We start from the raw sequence: 24995 nt of genomic DNA on the forward strand, positions 1-24995 counted from the left end.
TTCTTACAATATAAAAAGCATGAAAAATATTTTAATACTTTTCATGCTTTTTATCTATTTCTACCTATTAACTTAACTATAGATTTCACAGTTATAAATTTTAGTTATTCATAATTTTTAGTACTGTGAAATCATTGAGAGAAACCTATTTAAAAATACGTTGACAGAAGTGATATAGTCCATTATTCCAAACTTCAAAATTATGATCTCCACCCATAGTGTACCAGAAATGGTCCACACCATTTTTAGCAAGTGTTTCATGATAATAAGTTGGTACATTTCCTACAACACTATCTGCATTACCATTACAGATTAAGATCATCTTAGGTACTGTCGTACCTTGTGGAATCGTAAATTGATCTTCTGTAAATTGACCTACATAATTTAAATTATAATCTGGTAATAACCCTGGTGCTGGTGAAAAAGCGCCAATATAACCAAAGGTATCACGCATAGAAAATCCAATAAATAAAGATTCACGACCACCCATAGATAAGCCTGCAATAGCTGTATTTTCTGTTCCTGTCTTTATAGAATATTTCTGTTTAATAAAAGGCATTAAATCATTTTGAAGGTCATTAATAAAATTATCAAATGCTGCAATATTTTCTGCTGTTAAAGGATTAGAAGGTGACGCATCATTTGCAGCTGCGCGTACATTTGGCATAACCACAATCATTTCACTTGCCTCACCACTTGCAATTAAGTTCCCAATAATTTTATCACAACCACCATATAACCATTCGTCTTCCGTGCCGCCTATACCATGTAATAAATAAAGTACAGGATATTTCTTATCTGGTGAATAATGCGCTGGTATAATCACATTACAATTCCTCATTTTACCAGTTGTTGTTGAATAATAACTTACCTTTTGAAGTGTACCATATGTTGTTCCTGCTATATTGCTTGCAAAATTATTTGGTACATCATAAGGATTAATGGGTGTCTCATAAATACTGCCTCCCGGTACCACTTCTGTTGGTGGTACTTCTGGCTCTTGTGTTGGTGGCGTAACTGGTGAAGTTGTTGAACTTTCAATATTCCCATCATATCGTACAACTATACCTATCTCTGCAAAATCACTTATTGCTGACCAATCACTATTTGCAAAGCGTGTTGTAATCGTCACACTACCTGCACCTGCATATAATTTATTCGTATCCTCTAATTGTACTAAAAAATAATAACCTGTACTATCTTTTTCAATGGACATATTCACTTCATTTGTTAAATCTTTATACCAAGGTGCTATATTAAGCTGTACTGCTGCATTATCACACCACATGTGCATTGCCTTTTCATCTGACTTCGTAAAATAATACCGTATTTCTAACTTAGATAAATCAATAGGCTCCTTATCTGTCTTAATTGTATACGTCTGATTAATACTTCCACTTGTAATCGTTTCAACCGATACATCCACACCTACTGTAGTTGTATTTACTTGAGTGGCTTCTCCTATAGTATAATCTTCTATTTGTGCTGCCAAAATATTTCCCCCTAAACTTGCACTTGCAATCAACATACTTATCATTATACTTATGTACTTTTTTGATTTCATTCTGCTTCCCCCCATTTAATTTTTCAGCTTTGCATCACTTATGTAATCTTATACTACCATTTTAATATCATTCTATTTTTTATCAAGAACCTTATCCCCTCATGCTATATTTCATGATATATAATGTAGTTTTTTCTAAATTACTTGAGATTAATTTAAACATTTTTGTCTATAGGCTTTCTTTTTTAAGTTCATCTCTTTTTCTTTCAATCACACATTCTAAGGTTTGCTGATAATATTGTGCCATATCACCGGTTCCCTCTATAAGTTTAATCATGTACTTGCTCCTCAATCTTTTCTTTCTTGATTGTATCCTTAATGTGTACACTATTTACTATTACAACTAAAGATAATTTAGCAAGCTGGAACCAATTTGTACCATTTTCCCATATGCTTAAAATTGCTAACAGTATTACGATGACTAGTGGTACTCTTAATATCCCTAATACAATCTTTCGTTTCATTTTCCCCCAACCTCCAAAATATATTATCTCCCTATATGTATTTAAATTATAGCATCATAGAAATAAATCAGTAACTAAGTTATCAAAATCATCAATTTATTCTGTACTCGTTGCTGCTTTTCATAAGTAAAGGCGTAAGAAATATTTAAAATATTTCTTACGCCTTTACACCTATATTTTAATCACTATGCCATAAACCATCTTATTTTGTTACGTTTTCTGCAAATGTTGTATTTACTAAGATTGTATAGGCTGGGCGATTATTTAGTTCTCCTGCCATTTCCATAACATCCATAAGATGATTTAAGCTTTCTTCCTTTAATAAAGGTTCACTACACCAAGTATCATTATCTTTATAACGCTGAATAACAGTCACAAGATCTTCACCACTTATTTCTTTAAATTGAGGTGCAATAATTTGTGCAATTTCTTCTGCTGAATGAGTTGCTACATATTGTTCGCCTTTATAAATAGCCTTGGTAAACTTCTGAAGTGTCTCTGGATTGTCTTTCATGTAGCTAGCTAATGCAGAATAGGCTGTATAAGGTATTTCTCCTGATACTTGCCCCATCGATGCAATGATATAGCCATCACCAGACTGCTGGATTTGCGTAGCTGTAGGTTCAAATAAGGTCACAAAATCCCCTTCGCCTCCTGTAAAGGCGCCACCCATAGCTGCAAATTGAATGTCTGTTCTTACATTTGTCTGACCACTTGCTAAATCTTCTCCTAATGTAAGCCCTTGTGTCTTTAAAACATATTCTAATGTCATTTCAGGCATACCGCCTTTACGTCCACCAATAATTGTCTTGCCTTTTAACATATCAAATGTAAAATCCTCAATAGGCTCTCGGCTCAGCAAGAAATTACCATCTCGCTTTGTAACCTGTGCAAAATTTACTGCATAATCTTTGCTACCTTGATTATACACATAAATAGTTGCTTCAGGGCCCATAAAGCCAATCTGTGCTTCATCGGAAAGGAGCGCTGCCATCGTTTTATCTGCCCCCTGAGTTAAAAGTAAATCCACATCCAATCCTTCTTCCTCAAAGTATCCTGCTTCAAGTGCTACATATTGAGGTGCATAAAAAACGGAATGTGTTACCTCTGCTACGGTTACTTTGGTCAAACCATCGTTACTGCAGCCACTAAGCAAAATACCTAATGTCAAAGGTATTACAAGAAGTAAACTTAGAAGCCCTTTTCTCATAAAGACCACCTCATTTAATAATCTATATAATTATTCTACTCAGGACAAATTTTATTTAGACACTCTTTTTTTAGTAATCCACTTTTCAAATACATTAACAATAGCATACATCGCAAAAGCACAAACTGCTAAAACGACTACCCCCATCATAACTAAGTCCAGCCTAAATACCTGACCACCATAAACAATCAAATAACCTAAACCATTACGTGAAACAATGAACTCACCTACAATAACACCAACCCAAGAAAGTCCTATATTAATCTTGATAATATTAACTAGGTTCCCTACATTAGCTGGTAAAATCAGTTTAGTGAGTATTTGCCATCTGGTCGCACCAAAGCTTTGAAGCATTTTTATCTTTTCTTCATCCATATTGATGAAATAGTTATATGCAGATAAAATAGTCGTGACAATAGAAATTGTTACGGCTGTCAATACAATACCACCAATGCCTGCACCTGCCCATACAATTAAAATAGGGGCAAGAGCCGTCTTAGGCAGTGCATTTAATACAACTAAGGTAGGTGACATGATTTTTGCCACCGTTTCTGACCACCATAAAATGATGGCGATGATGACACCTAATACTGTACCAATTGTAAAGCCTAATATGGTTTCCCAAACAGACGTTGCAATATGTCTAAATAAACTACCATCAGCTACATAATTTTTAAATAATACCCAAATAGCACTAGGGCTACTAAATAAAAATGTATTAAGCACACCTAATCTGGCCAAAACTTCCCATAAGCCAATAAATCCTATCAATAAGCTAATCTGCCAAATCAAAATTTTTCTTTTCTTTTGCTTTTTGCACTTCAGGTAGCTCATGTAACTCTCACTACATTCTATGCTACATTTATTTTTACATGTTTTGCAGTTCAACTTAAACATTAACATCAAGCTCCTTCCACAGTATATCAAAATAATCCTTAAACTCTGGTGCCTTTCTGCTGCTTAGTGGTGTTCTTTCACCCTCCACCGTTAACTTAATCCTATAAGTATCTTTGATTGTAGCTGGTCTTTTGGAAAGTACACAGACTTCATCTGCCATACTAATAACCTCTGAAATATCATGACTCACTAAAATAGCTTCCTTATGCTCATTTTTCAAGATTTTATAAATATCATCACTTACCATAAGCCTCGTCTGATAATCCAGAGCTGAAAAAGGTTCATCTAAAAGTAATATATCTGGATTGGTTGCAAGGGTACGAATGAGTGCCGCTCTCTGACGCATCCCACCTGATAACTCCCTTGGAAAATTATTTCGGAACTCCCATAATCCATAAGTTTTTAGTAACCTTTCTACCTTTTCTTTACTTTCTGTGGTTAGTTTCCTTTGAATTTCTAATCCAATAGTCACATTATCCATAATCGTACGCCACTCGAGTAAATGATCATGCTGAAACATATAACCTATTTGTCCATTGATTTTTACTTCTCCTGATGTAGGCTTTAGCAAATTAGAAAGGATATTTAAAATAGTAGATTTGCCACTACCAGAGGGTCCTAAAATTGCTAGAATTTCTCCTTTTTTTAATCTCAAATTAATATCCTTTAAAACAAGTAACTCACCTTGATCTGTATAAAAACTTTTATCTATATGAATAAGCTGAATACGACTCTCCATTCCCCCACCTCCTTTATTTACCAACCATAGTAAATTATTCTTCCTATAATTATGATATTAAAAGAGTAAAGACAAAGTGCTTGTTAAAGTTCTAATTTCTTGTCATTATCTAGTCACGCCCTTAGTATTTTATGAATAGAATAAAATCAGATGGACATCAATTAAAAGGGGGGAAAACATAAATGAATCCATTCTTAGAAGAATCTTGTCTAGTCGAGAAGTTTTTTGATAACTGGCGAGCAATTTATCCTAAAGCTTATAACAAATATGAGGTAGACCCTTATACAAGGGCGCGTATTATCTTAATGAATGGCACTGAAATTGAATCTATTTTCTTTTCACACCAGTTTGCAAGAAACTGTGCTAACAATGACTTAAGACGTGAAATTGCTATTTTAAGACGTTTAGACCAGCAACAACAAAAAGTACTTAGTATACTTAAACCCACTGATGAAACTATCTTGGAACATACGATAGGTTATGAACAACTTGCCGTCGACTTAACAGCTGAACTCGCCCAACGCGAACCCAATGGTTATGTAAAAATGGCTTTAGATTTCGCCTTATTAGAGGATTTTGATCATCTCTATCGCTACTCTGACCTAGCCTATTTAGAATATGGCGAAAAAATGGAGTATTTAGTAGGTCATTATACTGAAATTATGCCAGGTAGACCTACTATTGCACATCATCGCTTCCCTACAGATAATATTAGATATTGTACTAATTTTGATAAAGCTTGCCCTATTACTAAATTAAACATAGCGATTATTACTGCTGCCGAACAACAAACTATGAACTATTATTTAAACGTTCAAAATCTATATTGCTCTGACTTAGGTCGAAACCTTTATCAAGAAATTGCTTCTGTTGAAGAAGAACATGTTAGTCACTACGAAAGCCTTTTAGACCCAAGTCTCACTTGGCTTGAAAATCTGCTCTCTCATAAATATAACGAATGCTATTTATACTATTCTTGCTACTGTAATGAAACAGATTCCTATATCAAAAAAATCTGGAAATATCATTATCAACAAGAAGTTGCACAATTACAACGTGTTAGTAAACTTTTAGAAAAATATGAAGGTAAGTGTTGGAAAGATGTTATTTCTAATGGTGATTTTCCTCAATTATTAAAACTTCATTCTAATAAAGAATATATTCGTAAGGTTCAAAAACACACAGTACAACTTACTTCTAAAGATGAAGAATATATCGATGTAGCAAAACTTTCTTGTGATGATGTTTTCTTTAAAATGCAAGGTATGCTTAATGAGCCTAAATGTCAAGTGCCAAGCCACATGATTATTGAAAAACTTATTGATAAAAAAGGCAAAGACTATCGTTATCAAGATGCACCACATCCAACAAAAGAACTTCGTAATCGTACAGAAGATAACACCTATGTTGGACGCTCCTAGAGCTTATAAAAGGAAGGAGATGACCTTTTATGCCATCTCCTTCTTTTATAATGCTTTGTTATGATATGATATATCCTACGTAAATTAAGATAAAATTCCAAATAAAAATTCCCAAGGTAGAAAAGATTAAAAAAACATCAAACCGCACTTTAAAAGTTCCTGCAAGTAAAGAAATAATTGTTCTTACACCTGGTATCAAGCGCCCTATCATACATATGCCATTGCCATATTTATTACTGAGCATTTGTGCCTTGTTGAGTGATTTTCTCATACTTTTAAACTTATTATAAAGCCAACGATAAACTTTATTACCTAAGCATCTTACAATCATGTAATACGTAATATTTCCTAATAGACTTCCTAGAACAGTAAGCGTTACTATAAGCATTAAAGATAAGCTACTACTTGCACTAAACATCCCTATTGTGGGTAAAAGAACAAGTGCTGGAATTCCCGTTAAATTAAGCCCCTCTAAATACATAATTATAAACACAAGGATAAGACCATATTCATTAAAATAGCTAATAATTTGTTGCTGATTAATAGTCATGCCTCCTTGTCTTATATTAACATACTTTCTTTTATTATCTCCTAAAATACTATTTCTTATTAATGCATATATTTAAATCTATATTTCTCCTTTTTTCTCTATTATGATAAATTCTATTCCTGTATCATGACATTAAGCTTGCATTAAGCTTCCTATACTATTGTATATTTATCAGTAAGTTACGAAAGGAAGTGCAATAAATGAATTTTAAAAAAATAGCACCTGTTTTAGCACTATTAATGAGCACAAGTATTTTAGGAGGCTGTCAGTCTTCTTCAACAAATAATAATAAAGAAAATACCACCGTACAAGTCCAAGTGCAAGAACAAGTTTATACAGTTCAAGTGGAAAGTATTGAAGGACAAACAATTACGGCTACCCAAGGCGAGTTAACACAAAGTGGCCCACCAGCTCTTCCCGAAGGTGAGTCTATGAATAATAATACACCTCCTACATTACCTGAGGACCAACCTACAACTGATGGTAATACACCTCCTGCATTACCTGAAGGTGATCAAGGTGCAGGTGGTATAAGCTTTGGTGCATCGGGTTCATCTATTCATTTCTCAGTAGATGATAGTACTCAAATTACAATTGAAATGCTCCAGGGCACGCAAGAAGGAACGCTTGATAATATTGGGGTCAATGATGTCTTGGAAGTTACTTTAAATGAAAATAATATTGCTACAAGTATTATTGTGAAAAACCTTAGTAATACTGGTGGCTTTGGTGGTAGTCATGAAGTTACTCAGGGCACCTATGCCAACATAATTGATACAGACAGTGAGCTAACAGGCAATACTTATACCTCTACTGGCGATGATGAAAATGCCCTTAGAGTTAATGGTGTAACAGCTTCATTAACTAATATCACTATCAATAAATTACAAGGTGAATCCTCAAACACAGAAAATGGTGATTTCTATGGTCAAAATGCCGGATTTCTTGCTACAGATGGTGCCAATGTCACTATAAAGAATGCAACAGTTACTACTTCTGTTACAAACGGAAATGGTATCTTTAGCTATGGAGATGCTACTTCTGTAAAGATTTCAGATAGTACAATTCAAACTTCCGGCTCTAACTCTGGTGGAATTCAAACAACAGGTGGTGCCACTATGGAAGCTAGCAACCTACAAGTTGAAACACAAGGCAATTCAGCAGCTGCTATCCGTAGTGATAGAGGCGGCGGAACAGTTAACGTTTCTGGTGGCAGCTATACAACAAATGGTACAGGCAGTCCTGCTATTTATAGTACAGCAGATATTTCTGTTTCTAATGCTACATTAACAGCCCATAACTCTGAAGCCCTCGTCATCGAAGGTAAAAATTCTATTACGCTTGAAAACTGTGATGTTACAGGTAATATGGATGGTAGCCATTTAGATGACTCTGAAAATCTTCACAATATCATGATTTATCAAAGTATGTCTGGTGATGCTGCTATTGGACATTCTACATTTTCAGCTACAGGTGGTACAATTACAGCCAAACAAGGGGATATGATTTATGTTACCAATACAACTTGTAGCATTACACTTAATAATGTAAAACTTATGCTTGCTAATGATATGCTCCTTAATGTAACAGGCAATAGTTCTTCAAAGGGATGGGGAACACAAGGCAGCAATGGCGGTGATTGTAACTTTGACGTAGTCAATCAAACACTTGAAGGAAAAATCCGTGTAGATGATATTTCTTCTTTAAATATGAGCTTAGGTGAAAATTCTACTTTTACAGGTTCTATCAATGAAGAAAACAGCACTGGCTCAGTAAAATTAACTCTAGATGCTACTAGTAAATGGACTTTAACAGGTGATTCTTACCTCAGTGAATTTGAGGGTGACTTGTCTCATGTTACTACAAATGGCTTTAAACTTTATGTCAATGGTCAAATTGTAAAGTAAACACCCACTGCACTTTATAGTACTGTTCTAAGTTTTAAAACAACACTAACAGAAGCTATCCTAAAACAATAAATAGTTTTGGGATAGCTTCTGTTAGCACTTTTTCATCTTCTAATACTTTATAATCTAATCTAGCATCACCTTATAACTACCATACCCCTCTTCATCCATCCTAGACTTAGGTATAAATTTAAGAGCTGCTGAATTAATACAATAGCGTAGTCCGCCTAACTCCTCTGGTCCATCATCAAACACATGTCCCAAATGTGAATCTGCCTGTGTGCTTCTAACTTCTATGCGATGCATGCCATGACTTCTATCTTCTTTGGCATATACGACGCTACTTACAATAGGCTTTGAAAAAGCAGGCCAACCACAGCCAGAATCAAATTTATCTTTTGAACTAAACAAAGGCTTGCCATTTACTACATCTACGTAAATCCCCTCCTCAAAATGATCATAATATTCGTTTTGAAAAGGCGGTTCTGTCCCTTGCTCTTGTGTCACCTTATAAGACATAGGCGATAATTTTTGCTTTAAGGTTTCTTTATTTTCCATCAACTTATAGTTATGCTCTTCTACAAACTTCTTTCTTCCAGAGCCTTTATAGTATAGATTATAATGCAAAGGATTCTTAGCATAATAATCTTGATGATTTTCTTCAGCAGGATAAAAAAACATCGCAGGTTTTACCGGTACAACTATGGGTTTGTCATAACGCCCACTTGCTTCTATTTCCTTGATATACGTTTGGGCAAGTATCCCTTGCGCCTCATTATGATAAAAAATAGCCGTTCTATAAGATTCACCACGATTTCCAAACTGTCCATCTGAATCTGTAGGGTCTATACTTCTAAAAAAAATTTCTAGAAGCTGTCTATAACTTATTTTTTCTTCATCATAAGTAATTTGTACTGCTTCTGTATGCCCTGTTTGATGGCTACATACTTCTTCATACGTTGGATTTACTTTATGTCCTCCTGTATACCCTACCCTTACATCTACAATACCTGGCCATTCTTTGAAAGGCTTTACCATACACCAAAAACAGCCTCCTGCAAATGTTGCTAATGTATATTCACTCATTTAATCACCTCTTACTAGTATTACCCTGCTGTCATGATAATTATTTTAACTAAGTTTATTCAACTTCTATAGTTTGTTTTACTATAGCTTATCTACAAATCATAAATATCAGAGAACTCAACCTTACATTTATAAAGGAGTTGCTCTTCTTTTTCAATCTCTAGCTCTCTTTTTTGTTTTTGGTTATCTATCTGTCTAATAGGAAGGACTACCGTAAAAGTGGATCCCTTGCCTTCTTCACTTTCTACACTAATCTTCCCTTGTTGCATTTCAACTAAAGATTTAACTAGCGCTAAACCAATTCCTGAACCTTCACATTTTCTAGAGAATGAACTATCTACTTGTGTAAAACGCTCAAAGATTACACTTTGCTTTTCCTTTGGAATTCCAATTCCTGTATCCTTAACTGAGATTGCTAATTGTTCCTTTTGAGCTTTCAGCTTTACTTCAATTGCCCCTCCTGGACTTGTATATTTTACAGCATTAGAAAATAAATTAAGCATAATTCTTTCCATCTTTTCAGGATCATATGCCATAACTAATTCTTCTACATCTGTATCAAATATAATGGAAATTTTTTTGTTTTTAAAATATGCTACAACAGACATTGTAATGTCTTCTATCTCTTTGACAATATTGCCATTTACCATCTTTGCCTTATAATAACCCGCACCCATCTTTGAAATATCCGTAATATTATTAATAAGTCTTAGTAATCTAAATATATTTTGTTTAGCAATTCCCTCATATTCTACCAACTTATCATAGGTGTATTCAATGTAATTATGCTTCATAAGATCTTTTAACTCTAATTCAAACATCTGCAATATACTATATATAATATTTAATGGCGTCTTAAGTTCATGTGAAATATTGGCCAAAAACTCTGTTTTTAACGTCTCAAGCTTTAACGCCTCTTTATATGCACTACTTTCTGCTTCTATTTCTTTTCTTGCTGATAACTGTTGCTTTTGTTCTAAGGCATACTCTACGCTTTTAAAAATAGTCGCAATTTGCTGGCCAACCTTATCAATTACACAGGCTTCCATTAATGGATATTGTAACTTAGATTCATATGCTGTAAGAATCACGCCTATAAACTCACTATTATACTCGATTGGACTAATTCTTATAAAGTTTATCCCTATATTTTTTAAGCCATATATCTCACATTCCATTTCCTGCTCAAATTCTTCCAAAGGCCACTCTCTACTATGCTCTATTAATTTCATAAACCTTGTCCCATTAATATTCAAATAGTAGCTTGATGAAATCTTATTTTCATTTTTCTTTAATCTGCCTATTTCCTCTACTTGATCTTCATCTTTATTATATTTCATAATAATTAGGGTTTTTCCCTGCAAGAGTTTATCTGTTCTAAGACTTACGTCTAATAGCTGAACAAACTGGCTATAAAGCTCTCTCTGATCTGTTATGGTATTTAAATCAAAGTTATTTAATGCCTTATTAATATCTATCTTTTGTTTTAAGATTTCATACTGCGTAATCCCTATATAGCCTTCATATTTCTGTACTTCATTAAATATTGGAATTTTAACAATGTGGTATTTTAATACATCTTCCTCTTTCTCTGTTCTTCGCTCTTCATTAATCATAATACCTTTTTGCAGTAGTTCCTGGTCTTCTTTAAATATACTTGGCCTTAAACTCCCCTGATAAATTTTGCTTGGATGTTCCTTTAATAACCCTTCCTTATTTGTTAGTGTATCATTTAAAAATAATTGTTTTAACATTATAAATGTATTAGTATTCGTATAGTGATAATTATCTTCCGCATCAGCTATCCATATTGAATATGGCATATTTTCTAAGATGGCTTCCATCTCTTTAATGCCTACTTTTTTAGAATTATATTCCTTAACCCATAGCCAATAACATTCTTCTCCTAACCATTCCTCTTTGAAAATTCTCCCTTTTGTTTGTATAGTCTGCTGCTCACAATCATATAATACGATATCTTCTTTAGTACTTTCCTTAATTATTTCTTTAATTGGATTAACTATTATTTTCTCTATATCTTCATTATATAACGCAGCCTTATTATATCTCGTTTGTGTTAATATACTTGTATTACAGTATAGGATTTTATATGTTTTGTTAAAAACAACAAGCCCTTCATTCATGTAATCTAATAGTTGTATATTCACGTTTACACCCCTCTAAATTTTCACTTTATAAGTCTACTTTTTATTGCATTATTTTATAATATTTTTTATATTTTTCAGATTTATCTATATATTATCACGAAAACTTTTTTTAATAAAGTAGTATTCTATGAATTAAATAGCAATTATATCTGCTAATCATGGTATACTATTACTAAATACCATTTAAGGAGTGATTTATATTGTACACTTTTGAAGAAGTTCAATCCTTTATTTCTAACAATAAGCTTACATTAGCTGAAGAATGCTTAAAATCATTTCACGTACAATCTGCACACTGGCATTATTTATATAGTTTAATTGATTTAAAGAAATCTTGGTTTGACTGTGCACTTTCTCATTTGGAAGAAGCTATTCGCCTTAATCCTAATGAATCACTTTATAAAGAAGCACAAACAGCTCTTATGAGTCGCCATCATCATTATAGTGAGGAATATTATCATCGCCCACGCAGACGCAGACATAGTGATTGTTGCTGTTGCTGCTGTGATGATTGCTGTGAACTTGATTGCTGTGATTTGATTTGTCTCGATAGTTGCTGTGAATGTATGGGGGGCGACTTCATTGAGTGTATTTAAAAGGAGCTATTTATGTTTGGTTATATTACACCACTTAAAGATGAATTAAGAATTAGAGAATATACGGATTTTAAAAGCTACTACTGCGGCTTATGTTTTCATATTAAAAAGCACTTTGGCAATCTACCACGCATGATTTTAAATTATGATATGACTTTTCTAGGTCTACTTTTAGATAGTTTAAGCCCACAAGATAACCTTTTAACGCAAAAAGCTTGTATGGCTAATCCCCTTAAAAAGAAGCCTATACTTCTTGATAACGATGCACTTTCTTATGCCGCAGCCATGAATGTGGCTTTAGTCTACTTTAAACTACTAGATGACAAAATGGATGACCATAGTTTAAAAAGCAAAGTGCTTGCGCTAGGCCTTACACCTTATAAAAATAAATTTCCATCTTCATTGCAAACTACTTACAATATTATTGAAAAAAACTTAAATAAACTCACTGCCTTAGAAAATAATAAAGACTTTTCTTCTATTGATGAGATTGCGCATCCCTTTAGTTTAATTGTGGGGCATATATTTAAGGATTACCCCTTTGAAATTGTAGGAGATAGCCCAAATACACGAGAGCATCTCTTTCAATTCGGCTACTGTCTTGGTAAATGGATTTATATTATTGATGCCATAGATGATTTAGAAAAAGATATGTCTAAAAGCAAGTTCAATCCTCTAGATTTTCTCTATAATAAAGGAAATCTTAACTTCGATGCACTCTTTTCTAAGATTAAAGACCGCATCAGCTTTACACTTCTCAACTGTGGTACTTCTGTAAAAGAGCACTTAGATGCCCTTCCACTTCAGCGCAATGAAGAAATATTAGAAAATATCATTTCACTTGGGATGATGGAGCAATATACGAAAGTCATGCATCACTGTAGCTGCCAACACAAGGGGGGACATAAAAAATGAAAGCCAATGCACTTACTTTGGGTGGGATTCTAGTGGCACTCAGTGTCGTACTCCTTTACCTCTCCACATTTATTCCCACTAACACTTTAGTTCTCTTAACCCTTGTTTCTTTTATGCCACCTATTGCCCTTATGGAAAAAGGGCTTAAAACAGCTTTACTTGTTTATATTTGCACTACCCTTAGTAGTTTATTATTTATACCGCTTAATATCACCTTACTATATCTCCTCTTCTTTGGGATTTATGGCATTATAAAAGGACTTATTGAACGCATCAATAAACCCTTTCTAGAAATTGTACTTAAACTATTATTTTTTAATAGTATCTTTTTAATTAGTGTTTTTTTATTAAGTAGCTTATTAGGTATTAATGTATTAAACAGCTTAATGACACACCTTACCTATTTTAAAACTAAACCTTTGAATTCTAACACTCGTTTTCTAATCTTATTTGGAATTGTACAACCTATCTTTTTGATTTATGATTATGCCCTAACACTTTTAGTAGGACATTATGATGAAATTTTTACAAGGCACCATTAAAAAGTGGTTTGAGGCAACTTTCACCTCAAACCACTTTTTAATAATGCTACATCCATCTAAGTCCTTTTGGATAATGATTTTTAAGTACATTACCACTTAATTTACCCCAACCTAAAGAATAGCCATCTACACATACAAGTTGCCAGCCTTTTTCACCTTCAATGGTAATTGTTTCACCTTTGAGGTACGCTCTTATGCGGCTGTCATCATTTTTTAAACTACAACTATGATGGACATCTTCTGATTTAAGGGCTAATGCAAGGGCATGCGATGGTTCAAAACGATTTTTCTTACAAGTTCCTAGATGAAGACCTGTACGTAATACCTTTAGTCCTTTAAGCGATAGTGGATACGGCAGTAAATAAAGCTGATCACCAAATAAAACAGGAAGACCTTGTGGCCTATTTACTAAGTTCTCTTTAGCAAATTGTTCATATAATTGCCATGCATTACGATCGATAGCTGGAAGCTTTTCAACATTCTCCCTTGCTGGTCTATCCCCTTCCTTTTGAAGCACAGCCACATAATGGCCTTCACCTTCTAAGCGGTGTGGCCAAAGTCTAAATGTATCTGCCACTTCCGGTACGGCATCAGCCCACTCTGGGTGCCCTGGCATAAAGCCTTCATAGGCCGTAACCTTTTTAATCCTAAAGTCTGGATTTTCTTTTAAGAAAGTATTCATGCTTCCTTCATTTTCTTCTGGTGCAAACGTACAAGTTGAATACACTAGGATTCCCCCTGGACGTAACATCTGAGCTGCACACTGTAAAATTTCACCTTGTCTTTTAGCACACATTTCTACATTCTGAACGCTCCAGTGATTTTTTGCTTCTTCATCTTTGCGGAACATCCCTTCTCCAGAACAAGGTGCATCTACAACAATGCGGTCAAAAAATTCTGGGAAGCGTTTTGCAAGTGACTGCGGTGTTTCATTGGTAACAATAGCATTTGAAATCCCCATACGTTCTACATTTTGCGCTAAAATCTTAGCACGTGCTGGATGAATCTCATTGGAAATAAGAAGGCCTTCGCCCTGAAGTGCGGCTGCTAGCTGTGTGGTTTTGCCACCTGGTGCAGCGCAAAGGTCAAGTACACGTTCACCTGGTTTAACTTCTGCAAGTGCGGCTACAGCCATCGCACTTGGTTCTTGAATATAATACAATCCTGCTTCGTGATAAGGATGTTTACCAGGACGATCTTCTGTTTCATAATAAAAGCCTTCTGATACCCAAGGTACCCCACGAAGTTGAAATGGACTGAGTCTTATAAACTCATCTTTAGAAATCTTAAGTGTATTTACACGAAGCGACTGGGCCCTTTCTTCTTCATAACTTTGAAGAAAAGCATCAAACTCAGTTGCTAACATTTTTTGCATGCGGTCTTTAAAGTCTTGTGGTAATTGCATATTGTGTCATCTCTTTCTTTTGTTTTAAATACATTTTATTATAAAACAAAAGCTTTTGTGAGTTCAATATGCTCCTTTCATTTATACCCTTTGAAATATTATAACAGCAAAGTTTTCTTACATAACCCACTTGCTTCTTATTATTTCATAAATACAAAGCTTTCTAGTTCAAACAAATACCTACCTTTAAACATCTCCTTAAACCATCCACCTGCACAATCCTCTATGATAAAATACACAGCATGCCTACCCGTTATATTTCTTACTGTAGCCTCATAAATACCATCATCACTACCAATTTCACAAATACCTATTTCTTCCCCATCTTCATAACTATCTAGCCTAATTTTAATTTGTGATTTACAGCCTGTTCCTTTGACCATGACACTAAACATCATTGTCTGGCTGGAAAAATCTTTTCCAAAGTCAAAGTATTTATACCCTATAATGCACCCATTAGTTATACACGTCACAAATCTAGTCATTGTATTTCTTTCAGTCACAAAACATCCACCCTTTAATACACAAGCAAACTCTGCAGCTGTTATTTGATAGGGTGATAAAGCCTCTTCAAAACCAAGAGAAGTCATTTCCACCTCTGGAATTGTTCCATCTGGTAAGATTTCAATCTTTTCAACACATGCACGTCTTGACATTACAGTTCCATTTGTCATACGGTGATAAAATATGTACCACTGCCCATCTATATAACAGATTGACCCATGATTATTTCCTCCTGGGTAATCTACTCCGTTATCTACAATTGTCCCTCTAAATTCAAAAGGTCCCATTGGCGACTTAGATGTGGCATAAACAAGTCGGCTTCCTACTCGCGGCGAATAAATAAGATAATAAGTATCTCCTACCTTTCTTGGGGAACAAGCTTCAAAAAATCTAAAGGGTTCTCCTACTGGGATAATATCCTCCTGATATGTGCCATCAACAACCTCATACATATTATCAGGATTAAGCTGTGCCACAAAAGAACGCTCATAACCACAATAAATATAGACCTTACCGTCCTCATCAACTAATACACCAGGATCAATAAACCAACCATTGTTAAAACTCTCCTCTCCTTTTCCCTCAGGTATACGATACTGATATCTTGAGAGCAATTTAAAAGGTCCCTCCGGCCTATCACTTATCCCGACACACCCCTTAGCGCCCATAATATACGCATACAGATAATATTTGCCATCTTTTTCAACTACGTCCGGTGCATAAAGGTCCCCCTCTGTCCACTCAGCGGTATCTGAGATATGGTCCTCATCATCTCTTGTATGAAAAATATCTCCATGACACGTCCATTTATTTAAATCATAAATAGATGCTGACCATACTTTTAATTTATAATCACAGAACTTATCTGAACCTGCCTGATCATGTGAGCCATACACATAAACACGCTCCCCGAAAACTCTTGGCTCCCCATCTGGAATGTATTCCCATGGTGGAAGATATGGATTTGGCATTTGTAAAACCCCCTATAATATTGTTTAGATAATTTGATTCTAACATATTTAAACAATATTTATAACTATCATTATATTCAAATTATAATTTATGCTTAGGATAGTATTTTACTTTCACAGTATTTTCAGTATGAAGCTGAATCCATATATCTAAATCTGTACAACCTATCTCGTCATAAATAACTAATGTATATTCTTTTCTTTCATTGTTTCTAAGTACTTCATCTTGGATCTTTTCATAATCGCTTTGATTGTTAAAGTGTATAATCTTATCAGGATAGGGGGATACCTTTTCTAACGCCTTATAATGTGTGGCGATGCTCCTAAATAATTCATGAATTGCTTCTTTTTCTAGGCCTAAAAAATAAGGATACTTTCTAATAAAAACTTTTGCATTATAATCTACTTCTTGAATCTGTGTTGTATCTACCACATTTTTTTCCTTTAATCCATGAAACTGATGAATCACTTCATTTCGGCTATTGATTACTATTCTTAATCCTTCTTGTTGTAAGCGATACACAAATTCTATATCTTCTATTCCCCATTTCTTTAGATTTTCATCAAATCCACCTACCCTTTCTGCCCAATTTCTTGGCACTGCCAAATTGCAGGTAAGTGCAAAAAGAAACGGTGTATCCATGGCGCTTGCATTATATGATAAGTCTTCAAATATAAGATGTCTAAAATCTCTTCCATGCTCATAGGCCGCTAAACCCTGTGGTGCAAAAAGATTGCTTAATTGTATTTTCTTATAAGGTATTGGCTCATACAAAAGTTTTCTTGTGCCTACCACGATTATATCAGATTGCCATTTAAAAAATGTATTGAGTGTTAAAAGATAATCCGGTGGCACAAGGATGTCGCCGTCAATAAAAATAAGATATTCACCATCAGCCTGCTTAATCCCACAATTTCGTGCCTTTGCCCTAGATGAGTCATCCGTTCTAGGAATATAAATGTACTTTAAAGGATAGCTTAATGACATTTTATTAATGGCTTCGCCTGTGCCATCTGTGGAGCCATCATCTACTACAATAACCTGATAACTAAATTGATCTCGCCCAATAAGATGATTAAGCGCTTCTAGTGTATTAATAATAAGTGTTTTTCCTTGATAGGTCGGAATAATAAAACTATAGTTATTCATAGCATTCCCCTTCTACTGCATATTAGATGTTTCTAATACTTTATATAGTGACTGCAAGATTATATACTCCTCTTCTCGAAGTTTTAATATGGCATCACTTATATGTTCTAACATTCCCTTCTGACTTTCACTCAGATGCTCTAGGCTAAATTCATTAAACGCTTCATGCAAATAATTAAGTCTTAGATTTTCCCATTTTTCTACTAACTTATTATATACATCACAACAATGCCCAAACTGTGGACCTAAGTTCTTTATATGTCCTAAGTATAAAAATCTTTGATATAGTCCCTTTTTATGTTCTACTAACAGATGAATTCCCCGATAATCGATAGTGAATTCATTCTTAAGTAGCTTTCTAAGCTGATGTGCCACCACCTTTTCTACCTCTAACCCATATGCAATACGTTCTTTAGGGTATTCAAAATCATATAATCTATATTCATCAGCTTCTCCCTCCATATAGGCTTTCAAATCAGTCATAAATTTTCTTAGGCTAAATGGGAATGACTTTTGCGGCGTCTTAGGCTTTATTAACTGAATAGCTGACCATGCACACCAAGGTGCATATTCTAGATAATAACGCTTCCCACTTTCATATGCTGCTTTGACTTCTTCTTCCTTGCATGACAACTTACAAAACATCCTGCACTCATCAAATCCTACTGCTTTTATAAGTTTGCTTTCACTCTCATAGCCATAAATAAGGGAAGGATGTACAAAATGCTGTTTATGATAATCTACTTTACAAGGGAGTTCATATTCATCTAAATGCATGACCATGTAATAGCCTAAAGTAATCTTTTCCTTTATAAAGTTAATAATGTCTTTTTCATTTTTTAGGAGCGGATAGCCTAAACAAATGACATCAGCAACTTCTCTGTAACTATCTCTAGGTTCTAAATAATTTACTTCTGTAAAATTCTTTCCATCCGTATACGAAAAGATTTGAATATAATTGGTATAATACCAATTCTTATACGCCTCATAAGCTAAAATAACACATAAGGGTAAGCTACGATGTAAATACGATGTGACCTCTGTTTGAAAAGCAATAGGCAAGCTTTTGCTTTCTAATGTTTTCTCCTCCTTATATGTAGCGATTACATCTTCTCCTCTTAATTCTTTTAATTCTTCTAAGTTTTTCATACGATATTTTTCTTGGACAAAATTAAACTGATTATGCGCCAACACTTTTCCATTTAAAATTTCTGAGATTGTTTCTTTAGCTAGAAGTTCACCGACTTCTAAAAATATATTTTTCTCCCGTGCCAAAGTAATGATTTGCACAGCCTTTAAAGAGTCCCCACCTAAATCTGAAAATTGATTTTCAATGCCAATAGGTGTCACCCCTAAAACATCTTCCCAGATACGAACAAGTATTTCTTCCTTCTCATTTCTTGGTGCCACATACTTTGTCCCCTTATATAGCGTTGTGCTTTCTGGTGCCTTTAATAATTTCTTATCAATTTTTCCATTTATATTAATAGGAAATGCTTCTATTTGTATTAAGTAGGCTGGAATCATATAATAAGGAAGCTGTTGTAACAAGTAGGCTTTTATCTCATGATTATCCATCACATAATCAGCAGTATAATATGCACATAAATACTTTTGCTTTTTTTCATCTTCAAATAACTTCACAACGACTTGTTTTATTCCTTTTATTTTAATGCATGCCTTCTCAATCTCACCTAGTTCAATTCTGTAGCCCCGTAGTTTGATCTGTGTATCTGCTCTCCCTACAAATGCCACATTCCCATCTTTTAAATAATATCCTAGGTCCCCTGTACAATACATTTTCTGACCAGGTTCATAGGGATTATCTACAAATTTTTCATCTGTTAAATGCGGTGCATTGAGATAGCCTCTTGCAAGCCCCTTACCGCCTAGACAAATTTCACCCACTGTTCCATCTGCTACCTTTTTTCTTTCTTCATCCATAATATATACCGTCGTTCCATTAATGCTTCTACCGATAGGAATACTTTCCTCATAATGCTGATTGATCACATAGCATGTAGAAAAGGTCGTATTCTCTGTAGGACCGTAGCCATTTATAAGTGTTAATTGAGGATAGGCTTCCCTTAGGATATTAATGTGCTTGGCACTTAGTACATCACCACCTGTTAAAACAACTCTTAACGCTTCAAAAATCTGCAGATCTTTTTCTACATATTGATTAAATAAAGCTACTGTAAACCAGGCTATTGTCACTTTATTTTTATGTAATAAAGCCTTTAACCGACCTATATCTAAGACTTCCTCTTGTGATGCAATACATAAGGTTAAACCATTTAATAAAGCTCCCCATATTTCAAAGGTAGCTGCATCAAAGGCGGGTGATGCGGCATGCAGTATTTTATCCGTCTCATAAAAAGTAATGTAATTAGGGGATTTTACAAGCCTTATAACACCTTGTTGCTCAATCATAACGCCCTTAGGTTCTCCTGTGGAACCAGAGGTAAACATTACGTAAGCTAAATTATGGCTGGAACTCCTATATTTTAAATCTGGTCTCTTAAATGACTCCTCTTGTACCAATTTCCTGTGACGTGCCACTTTAATGCACTGACTATGTATCTCGCTATTAGACGGCTCATCTAAAACACATAAAAAACGCATTTTGCTCTGAGCCATCATAAAATCCAAACGTTTTTTAGGCGAATTGGGTGCAATTGGCATATACGTACCACCTGCCATTAATATGCCTAACATAGCTATAATCATTTCTATAGAACGTTCCATCATAATGCCAACAATTTCTTCTTGCTTAATCCCCTTCTCAAGCAAATAAGATGCCACTTTAGCACTTTCTAAATACAGCATTTCATAAGTTACTTCTTCATCTTGCATCCATAATGCTACCTTATCTTTGTGAGCTTCTACAACTTCAAGAAAAAGTTCTATTAGCGATTTATCTCCTAGCTCTACTTTATCCTGTTCCTCCATAATCAAATTTCTCTCCCTCCTAACTTACAGATGTTTGTGCAAAAATTCTTTGGTAAGTTAAATGATACTTACTTAATTCATCTGGTGTGCCATCTCCTACAATCTTACCGTCTTCTAATACGACTACCCGCCGCATCGCCTCTACAGAAGCAAGGCGATGGGCAATCACTATAACTGTTATTTTAGGGTCTAAATGCATAAGGACTTCATTTATAAATCTTTCAGATTCACCATCTAATGCAGAAGTTGCCTCATCTAAAATAATGAGAGATGGCTGTTTCAAAATAATACGTGCCAAGCATAGTCTCTGTCTTTGTCCTACAGATAATTTTTCACCACCTTCTCCTATCTTTGTATGTATTCCCTCTGGCAAATCAGCAATCTCTTCCCAAATATGTGCTGCCTCACAAGCCGCTCGCATCTCCTGCTCTTCTGCTTGTGGTGCCGCTAATCTTAAATTATCTACAATAGACATATTAAATAATGTAAAATCTTGATTGACAGTCCCTACATAGCTATAATAACTTCTTAAATTAAGCCTCTCTAAAGGCTGCTTATTGATCCATATCATGCCTGTATCTGGTTGATAAATACCTAACAACAACTTAACAAGCGTACTTTTACCACATCCACTCGGTCCCACAATGGCTAAATGCTCTCCTTGTACGATGTTTAAACTGACATTTTTGATAGCTACATAATTACTTCCTTCATAACTATAGGAAACATCTTTTATCTGTATACTTCCTTGTATGTCTTTGAGCTTTTCTCCTGTTTTGACAGGTAATACATTCATCATTTCAAGCACACGTTCAATGCCTGGAAGCTGCGTATAAAGATTCATATCAAGTGCACTTATTTTATTTAAGCTCTCTATCATTTTTTCATAATATACCTTGAATACAAGCAAACTTCCCACTGTTAGTTGACCGTTAAAAATGAGTAAGGCTCCTACAAAATAAATGCTAAGATTTACAAGAAATGTATCTTTTACTATCACAAAATTTGAATTTGCAAACCAATTAAGCCATTTGTTAAAATTAGCCTTACATAATACTTTCCAATGTCTTATAAATTTAATACTGCCTTGAGGCCCTAGATTAAGTGCTTTTACCTCTTTCCACCTTGTGAGATACTCTGAAAGCCAGCCTTCATAACTTCCCCATGCCCCTCTATATCCTTCAACAGCATGAGCTACCTTAGTTCCGAAGTAATTCGTCATTTTAAAAGAAATTGGAATAACCACTATGCCAAACAAGCACAGCAAACTATTCATTTTTAATAATAAAAGGATTACACAAAGCGTTGTAAGTGCCTCTACAAAACTATTAATCATCTGTTCTGACAAGAAATTTTCCACACAAAGTACATCATTATCCAACCTATTTTTTTGCTCTCCTACCTCTTGCTTTTCTAAGCTTGAAATAGGCGTATATAATTGAATGCGCCATAATCTATCTTTTATAAACAAACTCGTTTTATAGTATAACTTGTTTTCGTGACGACGCATTATATACATGATTGCAGTCTCTATAAAATACACTAGAACATAGCCCACTACTAGCCATTTTAAAAAAAACATCTGCTGTTTCAAAAGCACTTCATCAATGAGTATCTTATTAAAAACAGGCACTAAAAGGCTCATCCCTATTAACGCGATTTTTCCTATCACCACTAGCAAAAGGGACTTTTTGCTGATTTTAATAAAGGTATATAATGCCTTGCTAATTTCTATCCTTTTTTTAAATAATCTCATCTAGTTTTTCTGGTCCTTCCTTATCATATTGAGCTTGATACAGCCTTCTATATAACTCACATTCCTTTAATAATTTTTCATGTTTCCCATAGGCTATTAATGCTCCCTTACTGAGCACTGCAATATAATCTGCCTCATTTATAGCAGAGAACCGATGCGCAATGATAAGCGTGGTACGTCCTTGGCATAAACGATTATAGGCTTTTTGAATTTCTTTTTCCGTCTCACCATCTAAATGAGATGTTGCTTCATCTAAAATAACAATCGCCGGATCACGCAAAAATAACCTTGCAATAGCTATCCGCTGCTGTTGCCCCCCTGATAGGGCAATGCCATCAGGTCCAATTTGTGTATCTAATCCATCAGGTAGCTGACCCAGTAACTGTGTTAATTGAGCAGCCTCACAAGCTCGTAATAACTCCTTTTCTGTTGCCCTTGGCTTTGCTAATAGCAGATTATAACGCAATGTCTCATTAAATAAGATACACTCTTGTTGCACCATTCCTATCTGCTCACGTAGTGCACTTGCATTTACCTTGCTAATATCTATACCATCAATACATATTCGCCCCTTTGTCACAGGATAAAATCCTAATAGTAAATACATCAGTGTCGTCTTTCCAGAACCGCTTGGTCCCACAATAGCTAGTTTCTCCCCTTGCTTAATCGTTAAATTAAAATGCTTTAAAATAGGTTGTCCCATTACATATTCAAAGTCAACATTTTCAAAATTAATCTCGCCCTTAGAAACCTTTAATTTATCATGCCTAACAGGTGCCTCTTCTTCTTCTAAAAAATCAAATACCTTTTCTAAGGCCACTTGATTCTTCTTAGCACCTATCATTTTTTGACTAAGGGCAATTAAAGATGTTTTCAGCAAATTAAAATACCAAATAATTGCTGTCATTTCCCCAAGCGTCAATGTGCCTTTTTTAACCTTTAGGCTACCAAACACATAAATAAGTAGCATACAAATCAAACAAATTCCTGTATTCATCCGTTCTGCCGTCAATTCATTATAAGCTAATCGTGTTTTTATGCGTGTTAAACATACAGTATCCTTTATAAACCTTCTGTCAATAGATGCAGTCCCATTTAATAACCTAACTTCCTTCAAGCCACCTAATATTTCATATAGCCAGCTCATATGTTCTCCGTATTTTTTTCTATACTGACTAGCTTGCCTCTCAACCTTTACGCCGCAATGCATAGCACAATATACTGCACAAGGTAATAACGCCATAAGTAATACTGTAATTTGTAAATCCATACACAAGGTAAAAACAAGACAGGTTATAATTTGTACATAAAGAATAGCAATATTAAAGTAATTGACATGAATAAAATCCATGATTTCATCAGTATCCTTATTGATTCTCGTAATTAAATCACCCGTCGCATAAGTTTGTCGCTTAGCAGTCGGGAGCTTTTCTATCTTTCTAAAAAGTTTTAGGCGAATATCAAACAAAAAGCGATTGGACAAATATGCAAATGCCATCGTCTGAATAAAAAGCATACTGGCCTGAATCAAATAAATAACAACATAAAAGCCTATTGCTCCTAAGTAAAATTTTTTATTGCCATGAAGAAACACTTCATCAATCATCATTGAAAGTAAAAAAGGAAAAGTCATTGTTAAAATATTGGCAATAATTGTAGAGGCAAATAAATTAAAAAATGAAATCTTATACTGCTTTGTATAGACATAAATCTTTTTAAGCAATCCATTATTTTTCATTTTTTTCACCTCTTTGCCTGATTCTTAAAAGCGGTATATCCCTTACTTTTAGTTCGACTGTCACACGTTTTTCCTCTTGCAAAGGTATATTAACTGCCTTGCTTACTTCTGCCTTTGGAATTTCTATCTCTAACCGATATTGCCTAGACGTTTCAGTGCATTGTATCTTGCGAATATATCCCTTATGCCGATTTGCTGAAGGATCCGTGAACCAAATAACTTCATCACCTTCTTGCAAAATGCTTTCATACGCTCCTTCATTTATCCCTATCACTTCAATGCTATACTGATTACCTATCTGCTTAATAGGTACATCTTCAAATACGATATAGACACCTTTGGTCATCTTTGTGCATAGCCCTATTAATAACCCACTACCTATTAAAAATATAACTAACAGAAAATAGGGTTTTCTAACAACCCAGTTAAAAAGCTTACGTCTTCTTTTTTGTCTTTTCAT

General features: G+C 34.5%; 20 protein-coding genes. 5 read left to right on the forward strand and 15 right to left on the reverse strand.

What is annotated here, in order from left to right; all coding sequences use genetic code 11:
• Positions 1 to 145: 145 nt before the first annotated feature.
• The 5 genes from AC1VAQ_RS01195 to AC1VAQ_RS01215 all read right to left on the reverse strand — a co-directional run bounded on the left by AC1VAQ_RS01195 (position 146) and on the right by AC1VAQ_RS01215 (position 4874).
• Positions 146 to 1564 (reverse strand): alpha/beta hydrolase-fold protein, encoded by a 1419-nt coding sequence (locus AC1VAQ_RS01195; protein WP_302599458.1) that lies wholly within the window; start codon positions 1562 to 1564, stop codon positions 146 to 148.
• Positions 1565 to 1833: 269 nt separating this feature from the next.
• Complete coding sequence (locus AC1VAQ_RS01200) at positions 1834 to 2028, reverse strand: hypothetical protein (RefSeq protein WP_302599459.1); 195 nt, start codon at positions 2026 to 2028, stop codon at positions 1834 to 1836.
• Positions 2029 to 2230: 202 nt separating this feature from the next.
• Entirely contained in the window at positions 2231 to 3238 is a 1008-nt protein-coding gene (locus tag AC1VAQ_RS01205) for an ABC transporter substrate-binding protein (protein WP_302599461.1), read from the reverse strand.
• Between the two features lie 51 nt (positions 3239 to 3289).
• On the reverse strand, positions 3290 to 4135 hold the full coding sequence (locus tag AC1VAQ_RS01210; RefSeq protein ID WP_302599462.1) for an ABC transporter permease: 846 nt from the start codon (positions 4133 to 4135) through the stop codon (positions 3290 to 3292).
• Positions 4128 to 4874 carry an ABC transporter ATP-binding protein gene (locus tag AC1VAQ_RS01215; protein WP_302599463.1) on the reverse strand — a complete coding sequence of 249 codons (747 nt, stop codon included), beginning with the start codon at positions 4872 to 4874 and terminating at the stop codon, positions 4128 to 4130. The genes AC1VAQ_RS01210 and AC1VAQ_RS01215 overlap by 8 nt, the downstream gene beginning before the upstream one ends.
• A gap of 182 nt (positions 4875 to 5056) precedes the next feature.
• Here AC1VAQ_RS01215 and AC1VAQ_RS01220 point away from each other — a divergent pair, with 182 nt between their 5' ends.
• Complete coding sequence (locus AC1VAQ_RS01220; RefSeq protein ID WP_479903394.1) at positions 5057 to 6295, forward strand: hypothetical protein; 1239 nt, start codon at positions 5057 to 5059, stop codon at positions 6293 to 6295.
• A 58-nt stretch (positions 6296 to 6353) separates the two neighbouring features.
• Here the strand turns inward: AC1VAQ_RS01220 and AC1VAQ_RS01225 are convergent, their stop codons facing one another.
• Positions 6354 to 6845, reverse strand: coding sequence for a DedA family protein (locus tag AC1VAQ_RS01225; protein WP_479903395.1), 492 nt, complete (start codon positions 6843 to 6845; stop codon positions 6354 to 6356).
• A 200-nt stretch (positions 6846 to 7045) separates the two neighbouring features.
• Here AC1VAQ_RS01225 and AC1VAQ_RS01230 point away from each other — a divergent pair, with 200 nt between their 5' ends.
• Positions 7046 to 8752, forward strand: a complete 1707-nt coding sequence (locus tag AC1VAQ_RS01230; RefSeq protein WP_479903396.1) for a hypothetical protein — start codon at positions 7046 to 7048, stop codon at positions 8750 to 8752.
• Between the two features lie 126 nt (positions 8753 to 8878).
• On the opposite strand, the gene msrB is transcribed toward AC1VAQ_RS01230, so the two are convergent.
• Together msrB and AC1VAQ_RS01240 are read right to left on the reverse strand one after the other, a co-directional pair.
• Positions 8879 to 9838, reverse strand: coding sequence for a peptide-methionine (R)-S-oxide reductase MsrB (msrB, locus tag AC1VAQ_RS01235; protein WP_479903397.1), 960 nt, complete (start codon positions 9836 to 9838; stop codon positions 8879 to 8881).
• 92 nt (positions 9839 to 9930) lie between these two features.
• Positions 9931 to 12006: a sensor histidine kinase gene (locus AC1VAQ_RS01240; RefSeq protein WP_479903398.1), complete on the reverse strand. Its 2076-nt coding sequence runs from the start codon at positions 12004 to 12006 to the stop codon at positions 9931 to 9933.
• Positions 12007 to 12206: 200 nt separating this feature from the next.
• On the opposite strand from AC1VAQ_RS01240, the gene AC1VAQ_RS01245 reads away from it, so the two are divergent.
• From AC1VAQ_RS01245 to AC1VAQ_RS01255, 3 genes are read left to right on the forward strand one after another with little or no spacing between them, the layout of a single operon-like run.
• Positions 12207 to 12602, forward strand: a complete 396-nt coding sequence (locus AC1VAQ_RS01245; protein ID WP_302598396.1) for a molecular chaperone DnaJ — start codon at positions 12207 to 12209, stop codon at positions 12600 to 12602.
• Between the two features lie 12 nt (positions 12603 to 12614).
• The gene (locus AC1VAQ_RS01250) at positions 12615 to 13517 is read left to right on the forward strand and encodes a DUF5685 family protein (protein WP_303244077.1); all 903 of its coding nucleotides are present in this window, start codon (positions 12615 to 12617) and stop codon (positions 13515 to 13517) included.
• On the forward strand, positions 13514 to 14059 hold the full coding sequence (locus tag AC1VAQ_RS01255; RefSeq protein WP_302598393.1) for a YybS family protein: 546 nt from the start codon (positions 13514 to 13516) through the stop codon (positions 14057 to 14059). The genes AC1VAQ_RS01250 and AC1VAQ_RS01255 overlap by 4 nt, the downstream gene beginning before the upstream one ends.
• Positions 14060 to 14105: 46 nt before the next feature.
• Here the strand turns inward: AC1VAQ_RS01255 and AC1VAQ_RS01260 are convergent, their stop codons facing one another.
• The 7 genes from AC1VAQ_RS01260 to AC1VAQ_RS01290 form a co-directional block, all read right to left on the reverse strand.
• Positions 14106 to 15464 carry an RsmF rRNA methyltransferase first C-terminal domain-containing protein gene (locus AC1VAQ_RS01260; RefSeq protein ID WP_302598392.1) on the reverse strand — a complete coding sequence of 453 codons (1359 nt, stop codon included), beginning with the start codon at positions 15462 to 15464 and terminating at the stop codon, positions 14106 to 14108.
• A gap of 140 nt (positions 15465 to 15604) precedes the next feature.
• On the reverse strand, positions 15605 to 16939 hold the full coding sequence (locus AC1VAQ_RS01265) for a family 43 glycosylhydrolase (RefSeq protein WP_302598391.1): 1335 nt from the start codon (positions 16937 to 16939) through the stop codon (positions 15605 to 15607).
• Between the two features lie 82 nt (positions 16940 to 17021).
• Positions 17022 to 18089: a glycosyltransferase family 2 protein gene (locus AC1VAQ_RS01270; RefSeq protein ID WP_479903399.1), complete on the reverse strand. Its 1068-nt coding sequence runs from the start codon at positions 18087 to 18089 to the stop codon at positions 17022 to 17024.
• Between the two features lie 12 nt (positions 18090 to 18101).
• Positions 18102 to 21041, reverse strand: a complete 2940-nt coding sequence (locus AC1VAQ_RS01275) for a non-ribosomal peptide synthetase (RefSeq protein ID WP_302598389.1) — start codon at positions 21039 to 21041, stop codon at positions 18102 to 18104.
• Between the two features lie 19 nt (positions 21042 to 21060).
• On the reverse strand, positions 21061 to 22797 hold the full coding sequence (locus AC1VAQ_RS01280; RefSeq protein WP_302598388.1) for an ABC transporter ATP-binding protein: 1737 nt from the start codon (positions 22795 to 22797) through the stop codon (positions 21061 to 21063).
• Positions 22784 to 24535, reverse strand: coding sequence for an ABC transporter ATP-binding protein (locus AC1VAQ_RS01285; protein ID WP_479903400.1), 1752 nt, complete (start codon positions 24533 to 24535; stop codon positions 22784 to 22786). Before AC1VAQ_RS01285 ends, AC1VAQ_RS01280 begins: the two co-directional genes overlap by 14 nt.
• Positions 24525 to 24995, reverse strand: a complete 471-nt coding sequence (locus AC1VAQ_RS01290; RefSeq protein ID WP_302598385.1) for a hypothetical protein — start codon at positions 24993 to 24995, stop codon at positions 24525 to 24527. The genes AC1VAQ_RS01285 and AC1VAQ_RS01290 overlap by 11 nt, the downstream gene beginning before the upstream one ends.

The sequence above is a fragment of the Cellulosilyticum sp. genome (assembly GCF_982396655.1).